We start from the raw sequence: 12,272 nt of genomic DNA on the forward strand, positions 1-12,272 counted from the left end.
TCGATTACTTTCGAAGTTTCTGACTTAAGCGAAACTACCCATAGCGCTTCCTCAAAATAGCGTATAGCTTATCAACGGTTGCTTGTTTCGTACCCCAATTATTTTTGGCGGCATAATTAGACTGTAAAAAATGATCAGCATCTTCCATTGTCTCGAATCGATTCAACAATTCAATTGCCTCGCTATAGGCCAAGCTATAACCATTAAACAAATCCTTTATAAATAATAATTTATCATTCAGATTAATACTCGACTTGATATCGCGAATACGCTGTTGCTTAGGGATTGGCGTCTTGGGTGTGTTTAGGCCTTGAGCCAATGGCGTCGATGGTTTGTCCTCCGATAGCGTGTTTTTTCGTTGAGCAAAGAGACGTTCGTTTAAACTCATAGGACGTTCCGGTTCTATATTCACCGTCTTCTCTTCAATCACTACCTCTGAACTTATTTTTTCATCATCTGAAGTTGCCTGCGTCTCGCTAGTTACAGCTTTCTCGTCGGATCTATTATCCGACGGCTGACCAGCAGATGTATGATCAGTAGACGATTGACTGGCAGATTCTTGTACACCGGAACGATCCGATTCAGCACGACTATCATCTCCTGTCTGTTTAGTTAATTCCGCGGGGACATCAAAGGGTTCAAAAAAAGACTTCAATTTAGAATGATTAAGCTCTTGATCCCCTTGCTTGGTTTGCTCACTTTCTCTCTGTACACCTTTTTCTTCCTGCTGTTGATTGTTGTGTCCCTCTGTCTCTTTATCCTTGGGTTCTACTTCATCCGCTTCTTCAACTTCTTCATCATTTTTAACATTCGTTTCACCGGTTGTCACTGGGTTCTTTTGATCATCCTTATCTTCATTACGAGATTCTGTAACATCGTCTTGTGACTCAGAGCTCGTTGAATCTTCCTTTTCGGGAATTTCGTCTACTGTTTTCTGTTTATCCTCTTCCTGATTAGAATTACGTTCTTCTATCGGCGGCGTAAAATAAATTTCATCGTCATCACCAGCATTCTCCTCTCCTTCCGGCACCCCTGGGACTTCATTTACGGCCGAGGTATCCTCGTCTTCGCGAGTCGCTTCATTGCTAGGTTCAGCATTTTCCTCTTCCGATCCGGTTTCAGTTACATATTGTTTGCCTACATCCGCACCCTCGTTGGCATATCGTTCCTCTTCCAATTTTCGCAAAATTGTCGCATGCTCTGTAAAATACGTAGCATTCGCTTCAAACAATTGAAACTCCAATGGATGAACATCTTTTTCGGAATCCGAAATATGATCAAACGACTCCGAAAGCTCCTTCATTAACACGCGTATTTTATCGACAATCTCTTCTTTAGATATCATAATAACTAATCTTTTTTCTTACAAATTTTATTATCAAATTTAACTAATTTAGCAGTATATATCACGTACCATTGAATACTTTAACATCACTTAACATCTGGACGTTCACCAACCTTCGTAAACGTAGATTTTTCTGTTCTTACTTTGGTAAAATCATCCAAGTAGTTAGGGAAGTAAATATCAGACAAGTGCATAAATTCATCCCCTCTCATAAACATATCCATACTTATATCACCAAAACTTTTCTTCCCGCATGCGGCCAATAACTCCATAGCCGCGTGCAGGGTATTGTGATGGAAGTGATAAACTCTATCTTTCTTTTCTCTCACAACAAGACCTTTGACTAGGTTTGGATCTTGCGTGGCAACTCCCGTCGGACAATCATTCGTATTGCACCTCAATGCTTGTATGCAGCCTAAAGAAAGCATAAAACCACGTGCACTATTCACAGCATCAGCACCTAATGATAATGCTTTCAAGAACGATGCAGCCGATATGATCTTGCCACTACATATTAAACGAAGTTTTTTCCTGATTCCGTATTTCTCCAACGATTGATGGACAAAAATAAGTGCCGGCTCTAATGGAATACCAACTGCATCCGAGAACTCCAATGGAGCCGCGCCTGTGCCGCCTTCTGCACCGTCGACGGTAATGAAGTCAGGGTAAATCTGCAATTCATTCATTACTTCGCATAACTCGATAAATTCATCAGTGCGACCTACACATAGTTTAAAACCAACAGGTTTACCATCAGAAAGCTCTCTAAGTGTACCAATAAACTGAATGAGCTCCCGAGCATTGGAAAAGGCACGATGGTGCTGGGGAGATAAAACCGTCGTATGAGGCACCAAACCTCTAATTTTTGCAATTTCCTCGCTATTCTTTACAGCCGGCAACACTCCCCCGTGCCCCGGTTTCGCACCTTGAGAAAGTTTTACTTCAATCATCTTGACTTCTTTCAACGCAGCTCGTTCCTTAAACATTTCAGGATTAAAATCACCATCTGCATCACGACAACCAAAATAACCTGTCCCTATTTGCCAAACCAAATCCCCACCCTGCAAGTGATATTCAGAGATGCCCCCTTCTCCCGTGTTATGATAGAACTCGCCCCTGAGTGCACCCTGATTTAATGCCATAATCGCATTCGAACTTAAGCTACCATAACTCATTGCCGATATATTCAATCTCGACGCGCTATACGGATGCTTACATTGTTCCCCACCAATGGTCACCCGTGGAAGCTCTTCCGTAATGGGCGCGGGATATATCGAGTGGCGAAGGCCCTCATAATTCCGATTATTAATTTCCAATTGCGTACCGAAAGCTACTGTAGATTCGATATTTTTTGCACGTTGGTAGGCAATCGACCGGATAGTTCTGGGAATTGGCTTTCCATCAGTGTTTCGCTCAATAAAATATTGTTGTAATTCAGGTGAAATGAATTCAAAAAAATATCTAAAATAACCCAACACGGGAAAATTTCGTAAAATCGTATGTCGTTCTTGGATCATATTATAAATTCCCACAAGGAAGATAACAAGAACAATAGCTGTCCACCATATAATACCCGGATAAAACCAAGTAAACACCAACAGTAATGCTACTAACGCACCTCCAACATATAAAAATAGATTTCTCATAGGATTCAGTTTATATTAATAATTACCTAAACGACTTATGGAGTTTTTTCTTTTTAATTTTTCATCGCTTCCAATATAGGTTCTCCAATAGTACCATTAGGCGTTTGAATATTCAAGAGCGCAGCGATTGTAGGCGCCACATCTGTCATATGTGTGGGACGACTGGTTTTGCCTTGTTCTATTCCCCAGCCCATAAATATCAACGGTATGTGTGAATCATATGGGTTCCAAGCAGAGTGCGAAGTACCAGTTGGGCGCTTCGAGCCGTGACCATACCAAGCAGGATTCAATATAATTTGTATACTTCCACTACGCTTGTAATGGTAACCATTCACAATCCGTTCTCTAATAAGTGCTGGAACGGCAGACGAAGCTGCCTTCTCCATATCAACAACGTAGCTCACCCCCTCTTGTTTTTTCAAAAAATCAATGGCAACCGACTTGAGTTCTTCCTTATCCAGCCCGCGCTCATTAATCAAAGGACTGTTGAAATGAACCTGATAGTTCGACAGACTTATAACCAACTCCTCTTCAGAAAACTTCTCTTGTAGCACATTGTTTAATTCTTTTTCTATTTGTCCCGACGAAAAAGTACCCGATGGGAAACGATTATCTTGCATAAAACTCACGTTGTGCGCGCCACCATGATCCGCTGTTAAGAAGACCGTGTATTCACCTTCGCCGACTTGCTTATCCAAGTAATTAAGAAACTCCTCTAACTCTTTGTCTAATCTTAAATAAGTATCCTCCACCTCGATCGCATTCGGCCCAAATCGGTGTCCGATATAATCAGTCGAGGACAAGCTAAGCGCTAAGAAATCTGTAACCTCATGATTCCCCAAATCCTCATTATCTATCGCGGCTTTCGCCATTTCAATACTCAGCGTATTTCCAAAAGGCGTGGACGAGATCATTCCAGGTCCCTGCTCTTTATACAGATTTGCTGTATTTAGTGGTAAGGTTGGTTTATCCGTCCCCTTGAACTCACCTTCATATTCATTATCATCAGCGCTACTTTGGACATAGGTATCAATCGGATAAAGCGTTTCCCAACCTTTGTCCATTAGCTTTTCAACCCAAGCCGCTTTATTAAATTCGTTTACCCAAGCCGGTAGCTCCTTCATATAGTACGTTGAAGTAATAAAATTACCCGTTTTACCATCAAACCAATAGGCAGCATCAGCAGCATGTCCTGCTGGAAATATACTTCCACGATCTTTTATTGCTACCCCAATAACCTTAGATCGGAAGTTAGTAGCTAGCTTTAATTCATCGGTAATGGTACTTGCCAACAAATTTCGAGGCGACATTTCACCTGCATCAGACGTGCTTCCTACCGTTTGTACAGATTTATCTTCAGAACAATACATTTGCTCGCCTGTTGCCTGAATAATAAAGTTATTCCCTGCAATACCGTGGATCGAAGGGACGGAACCTGTGTAAACAGTGGTGTGGCCAATAGCCGTTACGGTTGGCACATAGTCGATGTTCGTGTTATTGGCGCTAAACCCTTCATTCAACATCCGCTTAAACCCTCCTTCTCCGTAGCGTTCATAATAGCGATAGAGATAATCCCAACGCATCTGATCTACGACAATCCCAACCACAAGCTTCGGTCTATCTAAAGTTTGATCCGTTCGTTTGCGTTGCGCATAAGAAGTTAGTGAAATAAGAATAAATACGATAAGTGCGGAACACCAGATGAGTTGTTTTTTCATTTTTATAACTAGGATGTTTTGAATTGTAAATCTAAGCTACAAATTTTGACGTAAAATCCCTTTGTGTTTTGGATGTAATAATGATTTTGATAAAATTTTAATACTTTAGAAAAATAATCTTATCGAAACGCTAATTAATGGAAAACCCAAATGCCAATCCGGCCTTACTCACGAACGATGCCGTAGTCTTCGGACTATTAATGATCATCCTGGCCCTGATCTTTTATACCTCATCCAGAAAAAACGGATTCTGGGCAAAATTTTACACATACGTTCCTTCAGTTTTACTATGTTATTTTATTCCGGCTCTGCTTAATACTTTCGGTATTATCTCTGGGAACAGCTCACAACTATATAGTATTGCATCACGTTACCTTTTGCCAGCCAGTCTGATCCTATTTACAGTAGGTATCGATATGAAAAGCGTAAGACGTTTAGGTCCGAAGGCTATATATATGTTCTTTGCAGGCACGTTCGGAATTATTATCGGTGGCCCCATTGCTCTCGCCGTGGTCGGAAATTTCTTCCCGGACGTTTTCCGTTTTGGAGAAGCAGAGACTTGGCGTGGATTGTCTACGATTGCGGGCAGCTGGATTGGCGGTGGTGCCAACCAAGCAGCTATGCTGGAGGTATTCGGTGCTGATAAAACATTGTTCGCACAAATGATTGCTGTAGATGTGATAGTCGCTAATATCTGGTTAGGGATCTTACTCTACAGTTCCCAGCATCGAGATCGAGTCAATCGGTTTTTTAGAGCTGACAACTCAGAAATCATTGCGTTAGAACAACGCATGGAAAAAATGCATCTTGAAAATGGTAGCACACAGAGCGGAACGAGTGAATGGATGGTAATTCTAGGTGTTGCTTTTGGAGGTGTCGCAGTCTCTCATTTTTTTGCGGACCTAATTACTCCGTGGCTCTCAGAAAACTATCCAAATCTAAGCCAATATTCTCTAACAAGTGGTTTTTTCTGGATAGTGATTATTGCAACCACGATTGGATTACTTCTCTCACTTACAAAAGCAAGACGCTTGGAACAGCACGGGTCGTCTAACTTTGGTTCTCTCTTTTTATATATCTTAGTAGCGACAATTGGTATGAGTATGGACCTGAAAGCACTCTTCGACAATCCTAAATTTTTCATGATTGGTGGGCTCTGGTTATGTATCCATGCAACTATCATGATTGTTATAGCACGCATTATCAAAGCTCCATTATTTCTTTTAGCTGTCGGTAGCCAGGCTAATGTTGGTGGTGCAGCTTCAGCTCCTATCGTCGCAGTCGCATTCAATCGCTTCTTAGCTCCGGTAGGCGTATTATTGGCTGTTCTTGGCTATGCAGTCGGAACTTACGGAGGTTATTTAACCGGTCTGCTATTACAGTGGGTTTCAGGAATCATGTCTTAGACTGCAACTATACTTCATTCAAATGTTGAGAAAATGTGACCCAGTCTCGACCCCATTTCTTCCGCATTTAAGGCCATAAATGCAGAAGAAATGCGTAATGGATGCATCATGAACCCGCTAACATGTGAACCAAATATACACCCTAATTGGGTCAGTTCTTATGTCGAAATATCCAGCTCAACAGATCTGGTTCAGCAAAGGCATTGTCCCAACTATTATGATCTACACCCGGATATAGGCTAAAGCGGGGCTTGGCGCCTATTTCCTTCAACTTTTCGACAATATCAATAGAGAGACTAGCTGGGACGATGGAGTCTTCCTCTCCATGGAAAACCCAGAGCGGTATATCCTTATATTCTTTTACGTTTTCAAGATTGTCACCTCCGCAAATAGCAAACGCCGCAGCAAACACTCCCGGTTTACGACGAAGAAGCTCGAACGTTCCCATACCTCCCATAGATAAACCACCGAGGTAAATCCGATCTTGATCTACATAGGCTGTCTGTTGTAGATCATCCACCAAGGCCAATACACCTTTCATCGCTTCAGTGGGCTCGCCCTCTGTGCCAAACTTAAAAATCCGTTTGCCACTTTCATCAGTCTCCACGTTGACGTTCGACCAATAACTGTCGGTTGGACATTGTGGAAAAATCACGATAGCTGGGTATTTTTTCCGATTAGCCGTCTCCAAAAAAAGATCAGATCCATGGGTAAGCTGCTTTTGATTATCATCTCCCCTTTCACCCGCACCATGCAAAAATAAAATCACGGGATATTCTTTATTTTTGTTAAAACCCTCTGGATAGAGTACGCGATATGACAATTCTCCTCCATTATATTTAATTTGCTCTTCTTTAAAAGGCTGCTGATCACCTTGTCGTTCTTGAGCTTTTACAGGATTACTACCGATTGAGCCCAGCAAAATGCAACTGAATAACATGAGTTTGATTAGATTTTTCATATGGAATACTTTTAAAAACAATATCGTTAAAATAAATGAAAAACAAATCAAGCTCATTTTCAATCACAAAAGAAAAATATTCGATTATTTTCAGGAAAAATTTTCCATATATCAAAAAAGAAGCTACATTTGCAATCCCCAAACAAAGGAAACTACGTTTCAATTGTTAAGGTACCATAGCTCAGTTGGTAGAGCAAAGGACTGAAAATCCTTGTGTCGCTGGTTCGATTCCAGCTGGTACCACGAAAGAAAACAGAAAAACCCACTCTAAAATATCATAGAGTGGGTTTTTTTCGTTTATTCCTCCTAGCAGTGTAAGCTAAGTGTAAACAATGGCCGGATCAAGACAGCCCCTATATTTCCAATAGGCCTTGTATAGGACTCGTTCTACATGCTACCGTAGCAGCTGGCTAGTGCTCCCGTTGTGCTCGTATTCAAACGCCGGTTCTAACGGTTACACTAAGGGATATCAAGGGTGCGAATAAAGTAGATTCCCGAACGAGCTCAGACCTTGATCTTCGTTTAGTCAAGACGCAATCATCCATCATCTACGAACCAATTTTTCCATCATATAAAAAGGTGCTTTCACAAGCGTACTGTCTGAGATAGAACCGCTGAGACTGTCAACCCTAACGCGTTCTTCTAAGGAAATAGTACTCTTGCCTAATGTATTGACGGTCAAACGACCAATCTTTGCTTGACTGTCCTTCGCTGGATCTATCTTGAACGAAGAATTGTTGGCATGAATGAGAATTTCATTATAATAATCTGACTCGAAGGAGATCGAACTATCTTCTAACTCAACCTCGATGGATTCGAGCTGTTTGAACATCGGACTTGATCCCCGCATTGTCCAATCCGAATTGTTTAAACTCAGATGCAGGAACGTCAAATTTGGATTTTCCTCAATCACTGTCTCGTTTGGATGCATGCGATTAAAAAACAAACTCAGGCTATCCTGTTCTGTATGTAGTGCACCTATGTGCACCCTGTCGAATTCAACATGATGAATATCAGGTGCAAACAGAAAAATAGTCGGGTAATAAGAGCCGACTTCCGGCACAGAAATATGCAATGTCCGCTCTTCATCGATTTCATAGGAAAGCTCGCCGTGCGTTGTCCGGTTAATCTTAACACCATACTCATCGCTCTTCACCAAATGCACGTGTAGATAGCTGTAATCGTCACTTGAAAATTTCACATTGCTGAACTCCTCTAATTTGGTAGTCGACAAAAACTTGTCTTCCGTATCCAATTTCACACTTTCTATAGCGACGCCACGTCGGTATTCGTCATAATCCACTCGCCCATTAAGGGATGAAAAAACCATGGTGCTGATGGGTATAACGAGAAGAGCGACCGCTATCCCGATTAACATTTTATTACTCGTTTTCATTTTGGTTAGTCTTAAAGTTTTGATCTACAAAAGCTTGATAACGGTCTTTTAATTCGTCCAAGCTGATGTCTAATAAATAAATATCCTTGAATAGCTGAGGCAAGTCCTCCTCCACGAATACCGCACGTTTATACTCCTTGATATGCTTTACTGAGTCTTTAGCAACAAAAAATCCTATTCCCCGCTTGTTATAGATAACCTCCATCTGCTGCAAAAAATCATAGCTACGCATCACTGTATTAGGATTAACCTCTAGTTGCACGGCAAACTCTCTGACAGAGGGCATCTTTTCTTCAACAGCCCACACCCCCAGTAAAATTTGTTCAAATACATGCTCAGCTATCTGAAGATAAATTGCCTTATTTGAGTTAAAATCCATTTAAACCTCCTTTTCTTTTAGTCGCAAATACGCCACCGTCCATAGAAGCAGCGTAAGCACAATCCCGCCGATGCATACAACCATGAAAACGGTTGATCTGCTTTCCCAAAAACCATTACCTTGTGAAATTGTACCTCCAAGAAACCACCGGCTTGCCTTATACATACAAAAGGCGAAGAGAATGACATAAGCAAATAACGAAATTGCCGTTTTAATGTATTGGAAATTACGAAAGTAGATCGATCCCAGTAAGAAAATCGAACCCAACAGATAAGGTAAAAAAATAAAGTAATAAACCTCTTTTGGAAAGGGGATTTGATAAAAATTAACTAAAAGCTGCGTTTCTACTGCTGGTCCGGATTCGACCTGCAGCGTTGTGGTCACCGAAATCAGCTTACTCTTTAAATAGGTCACAAAACCAAAGTCCACGATCCAAAAAATCAATATATACGAAACTGTAGCTAAGATAGCCGTATAAAACAGGGCAGCCATGAACTTCTCTAATCGCGATGCGGGGAGTAACAGTTCAAAGCTTGCTTTTGCTTTTTCTCCCAGTTGGCTGAAATAACTACTAGATATAATTGTCATATAAAACAGTCCCAGAAAAACAAAGAAAGAAGACCGAAACTCCAACATCGCTACGATCGACTCAACATTTGTCGCATACCCGGCACTTCCTGCAAATAAAATATAAAAGAAGAGCAATAGACCCGCCAGCACTCCCCAAGCCATCAAGTAAATCTTACCCACACCAATCCACTGCCGGCGAACTAAGAGCATAAAACGATTAAAATTAAATGTAGTTTCCATAAGTTAAGCTTCGATTAGGTTCGTGATTTTTTCTTTTTCCGTTAAGACCCCATTAAATAGCAGTTCAAGGTCTACTTTAGAGTCGCTTCCGTCTGCATTAGGAACCATAGCATGAAAGCCGCCTAGGCTAGATTCGGCATATAATACCTCGTCGTTGATGGTCTGTTGCTTTCGAAACTGCACCTTTTCTGCTATATCAAAAATGGATGCATTTAACACGACCTTGTTCTGATTGAGAACGATCACCGAGTCAATCAGGTTATCCAAATCACGAATCTGGTGGGTAGATATAATAATACATCGATCTTCTTTCATCGCCGAGGCCATAATTTTCCGAAACTGTGTCTTTGACGGAATATCAAGGCCGTTGGTCGGCTCATCCATAATAATTAGTTTAGAACCGGATGCTAACCCGAAGGAGATAATGTACTTCTTCTTTTGCCCATAGCTCATGTTGCCTAATTTTTGCTGAATAGGTATTTCAAATTCGGCGATCAGACTATTAAAATAATCATGGTTAAAATTCGGATAGAACACAGCATTTGACCGTACATACGTGTCTGATTTGACGGACGGTAAGTAAAACTCTTCGGGAATAAAGCAGATGTCTTGCAAAAACATGACTTCTCGACTCTCAGGCCGATAGCCTAAGACCTCAATGAATCCACTGTCGGGAAATACCAGGCCGGCTATATTTTTTAATAAAGTCGACTTCCCCGCCCCGTTTTTACCCAGCAGTCCATAAATATGTCCTGCACCGAGTTCCATATTCATATTTGTGAATAGCGGAACCTTTTTGCTGTAGCTAAAATTTAGATTTCTAATGGTTATCATACTAGTGTACTATTTAAATAATACACTAATGTATAGCAAAAAATTTTATTGTCCAAGTGTTTTATAATTTAATTTTATAGATTGGCACTTAGATTTTGAGATCTAGCTAAATAAATTATGGTACATAAAGCGATTAGATGTCTTTTACTAATTTTCATATTATCATCTTGGAGTATTACGGAATCATCTTGGAGTATTACGGAAACTGCTTCTGCACAGCAAAAGAAGGCAGCTGACAAAAAATACGTATTGGTCATCCATGGCGGTGCTGGAGCTATGGCTCGTGACAAGATTACTCCTAAACAAGAAAGAGACTACAAAGAAAAAATAACCGAAGCGTTGAGAGCAGGGTATAAAGAACTCCAACAAGGAAAGTCGAGCGTCGACGCTGTCGTCGCCGCCATCGAGATTATGGAAAACTCTCCCCTCTTCAATGCTGGGAAGGGTGCAGTATTCACAAACGACGGAAAAAACGAGTTAGATGCATCGATTATGGATGGGGCAACGAGAAATGCAGGTGCTGTGGCCGGTGTAACAACCATTAAAAACCCGATTAAAGCAGCCAGAGCGGTTATGGAAAAGTCCGAACATGTTATGCTCGCCGGCAAAGGCGCTGAAGAATTTGCCGAGTTGGTCGGGTTAGAGATCGTGTCCCCTTCTTATTTTTATACCGAGCATCGCTGGAATCGGTTGCAAGAGTTATTGGGGTCGAAGGATGCGAATCGTAAAACTGAGCTCGACCATGATACCACCAAACAGAGCTCATCACGAAGTCTAAAAGTTGATCGCGATAAAATTGGCACCGTCGGCGCGGTCGCCCTAGACCGCGAAGGCAACTTGGCTGCGGGGACATCGACTGGCGGAATGATGAACAAAAAATATGGACGGATTGGTGATTCCCCTATTATTGGTGCAGGAACCTATGCAAATCAAGATGTAGCTGTTTCTTGTACCGGTTGGGGTGAATTCTACATAAGGACGGTTGCCGCTTATAATCTAGCCTCAAGAATAAAATTACAGCAGAAGACAGTAGGTGAAGCGAGCAAAGAGACGATCGCGGAAATTGGGGAACTAGGGGGTACGGGCGGGCTCATTGCTTTAGATAAGGATGGCAACTATGCTGCGCCTTTTAACACTGCTGGAATGTATCGGGGAATGATTACAGAAGACGGTGACATTGAGCTCTATATTTTCTGATCAAATTCTCGTTTTAATAGCCCATAAATCACCGTATCGCGATACACATCTTTGTAGCGTATATTCTCTCTGAGATGTGCCTCCTTTTTAAAGCCATGACGCTCGAGAATCTTCGCTGACGCCAGATTATTGGGATCGATAACGGCTATGACAGAATTGAAACCTAGTGTAGAAAAAGCATACTCTAAAATCAGTTTCAATGCTTCGGACATGAGTCCCTGACCTCGATGACTTTCGTGCAATATGTAACCAATCTCTGCGCGATGGTTACTGGGCTTGATGCGTACAAGACCAATTAAGCCAATGAGTTCACCGGAGTCTTTAGTCGTAATAGCCCAATTAATTGACTTATTGGCAGCAATCTCTTTATTTACAGCTTGGATATGTTCCAACGCATGCTCTCTCGTTTGTGCCAAAGCCTCAGGTATATACCTGGCGGTCGCCCTGTCCAGCCTTAATTCGTAAACTTCATCAATGTCATTTTCACGCAATTGACGCAATACTAATCGCTCTGACTGTAGCTCGGGGAATGGTGAAAATTTAAGTTCTAACATAGCAATAGGAAAGTGGTTAAACCTTT

The 12,272-nt window shown here is 41.4% G+C and carries 11 protein-coding genes and 1 tRNA gene; 3 read left to right on the top strand and 9 right to left on the bottom strand.

Features of this window, described 5'->3' with window-relative positions; translation table 11 throughout:
• Positions 1-34 precede the first annotated feature (34 nt).
• The 3 genes from WKR92_RS03360 to pafA all read right to left on the bottom strand — a co-directional run bounded on the left by WKR92_RS03360 (position 35) and on the right by pafA (position 4,709).
• The gene (locus WKR92_RS03360) at positions 35-1,345 is read right to left on the bottom strand and encodes a DUF8457 domain-containing protein (protein ID WP_375556421.1); all 1,311 of its coding nucleotides are present in this window, start codon (positions 1,343-1,345) and stop codon (positions 35-37) included.
• A gap of 86 nt (positions 1,346-1,431) precedes the next feature.
• Positions 1,432-2,991, bottom strand: coding sequence for an FMN-binding glutamate synthase family protein (locus tag WKR92_RS03365; RefSeq protein WP_375556422.1), 1,560 nt, complete (start codon positions 2,989-2,991; stop codon positions 1,432-1,434).
• 53 nt (positions 2,992-3,044) lie between these two features.
• Positions 3,045-4,709, bottom strand: coding sequence for an alkaline phosphatase PafA (gene pafA, locus WKR92_RS03370; protein WP_375556423.1), 1,665 nt, complete (start codon positions 4,707-4,709; stop codon positions 3,045-3,047).
• Between the two features lie 137 nt (positions 4,710-4,846).
• Between pafA and WKR92_RS03375 the strand changes: the two genes are divergently transcribed.
• Positions 4,847-6,115: a DUF819 family protein gene (locus WKR92_RS03375; RefSeq protein WP_375556424.1), complete on the top strand. Its 1,269-nt coding sequence runs from the start codon at positions 4,847-4,849 to the stop codon at positions 6,113-6,115.
• A gap of 151 nt (positions 6,116-6,266) precedes the next feature.
• Here the strand turns inward: WKR92_RS03375 and WKR92_RS03380 are convergent, their stop codons facing one another.
• On the bottom strand, positions 6,267-7,076 hold the full coding sequence (locus WKR92_RS03380) for a carboxylesterase family protein (RefSeq protein WP_375556425.1): 810 nt from the start codon (positions 7,074-7,076) through the stop codon (positions 6,267-6,269).
• Between the two features lie 170 nt (positions 7,077-7,246).
• On the opposite strand from WKR92_RS03380, the gene WKR92_RS03385 reads away from it, so the two are divergent.
• A tRNA-Phe gene (locus WKR92_RS03385) sits at positions 7,247-7,319 on the top strand.
• 301 nt (positions 7,320-7,620) lie between these two features.
• Here WKR92_RS03385 and WKR92_RS03390 read toward each other — a convergent pair.
• Genes WKR92_RS03390 through WKR92_RS03405 form a run of 4 tightly spaced genes read right to left on the bottom strand, consistent with a single transcriptional unit; the run spans position 7,621 to position 10,495 of the window.
• Positions 7,621-8,472, bottom strand: coding sequence for a hypothetical protein (locus WKR92_RS03390; RefSeq protein ID WP_375556426.1), 852 nt, complete (start codon positions 8,470-8,472; stop codon positions 7,621-7,623).
• Positions 8,459-8,851, bottom strand: a complete 393-nt coding sequence (locus WKR92_RS03395) for a GntR family transcriptional regulator (protein WP_375556427.1) — start codon at positions 8,849-8,851, stop codon at positions 8,459-8,461. The genes WKR92_RS03390 and WKR92_RS03395 overlap by 14 nt, the downstream gene beginning before the upstream one ends.
• Positions 8,852-9,661, bottom strand: a complete 810-nt coding sequence (locus WKR92_RS03400; protein WP_375556428.1) for a hypothetical protein — start codon at positions 9,659-9,661, stop codon at positions 8,852-8,854.
• A 3-nt stretch (positions 9,662-9,664) separates the two neighbouring features.
• A complete protein-coding gene (locus WKR92_RS03405) occupies positions 9,665-10,495 on the bottom strand; it encodes an ABC transporter ATP-binding protein (protein WP_375556429.1) in 831 nt (276 codons plus the stop codon).
• Between the two features lie 117 nt (positions 10,496-10,612).
• Between WKR92_RS03405 and WKR92_RS03410 the strand changes: the two genes are divergently transcribed.
• Complete coding sequence (locus WKR92_RS03410; RefSeq protein ID WP_375556430.1) at positions 10,613-11,692, top strand: isoaspartyl peptidase/L-asparaginase family protein; 1,080 nt, start codon at positions 10,613-10,615, stop codon at positions 11,690-11,692.
• Here WKR92_RS03410 and WKR92_RS03415 read toward each other — a convergent pair.
• The gene (locus WKR92_RS03415; protein ID WP_375556431.1) at positions 11,680-12,246 is read right to left on the bottom strand and encodes a GNAT family N-acetyltransferase; all 567 of its coding nucleotides are present in this window, start codon (positions 12,244-12,246) and stop codon (positions 11,680-11,682) included. The genes WKR92_RS03410 and WKR92_RS03415 overlap by 13 nt on opposite strands.
• Positions 12,247-12,272: the final 26 nt, after the last annotated feature.

The sequence above is a fragment of the Albibacterium profundi genome, assembly GCF_042159835.1.
Classification (GTDB): domain Bacteria; phylum Bacteroidota; class Bacteroidia; order Sphingobacteriales; family Sphingobacteriaceae; genus Albibacterium; species Albibacterium profundi.

Coding starts and splice junctions, on each gene's coding strand:
- WKR92_RS03360 (WP_375556421.1), bottom strand. CDS start 1,345: ATGATATCTAAAGAAGAGATTGTCGATAAAATACGCGTGTTAATGAAG.
- WKR92_RS03365 (WP_375556422.1), bottom strand. CDS start 2,991: ATGAGAAATCTATTTTTATATGTTGGAGGTGCGTTAGTAGCATTACTG.
- pafA (WP_375556423.1), bottom strand. CDS start 4,709: ATGAAAAAACAACTCATCTGGTGTTCCGCACTTATCGTATTTATTCTT.
- WKR92_RS03375 (WP_375556424.1), top strand. CDS start 4,847: ATGGAAAACCCAAATGCCAATCCGGCCTTACTCACGAACGATGCCGTA.
- WKR92_RS03380 (WP_375556425.1), bottom strand. CDS start 7,076: ATGAAAAATCTAATCAAACTCATGTTATTCAGTTGCATTTTGCTGGGC.
- WKR92_RS03390 (WP_375556426.1), bottom strand. CDS start 8,472: ATGAAAACGAGTAATAAAATGTTAATCGGGATAGCGGTCGCTCTTCTC.
- WKR92_RS03395 (WP_375556427.1), bottom strand. CDS start 8,851: ATGGATTTTAACTCAAATAAGGCAATTTATCTTCAGATAGCTGAGCAT.
- WKR92_RS03400 (WP_375556428.1), bottom strand. CDS start 9,661: ATGGAAACTACATTTAATTTTAATCGTTTTATGCTCTTAGTTCGCCGG.
- WKR92_RS03405 (WP_375556429.1), bottom strand. CDS start 10,495: ATGATAACCATTAGAAATCTAAATTTTAGCTACAGCAAAAAGGTTCCG.
- WKR92_RS03410 (WP_375556430.1), top strand. CDS start 10,613: ATGGTACATAAAGCGATTAGATGTCTTTTACTAATTTTCATATTATCA.
- WKR92_RS03415 (WP_375556431.1), bottom strand. CDS start 12,246: ATGTTAGAACTTAAATTTTCACCATTCCCCGAGCTACAGTCAGAGCGA.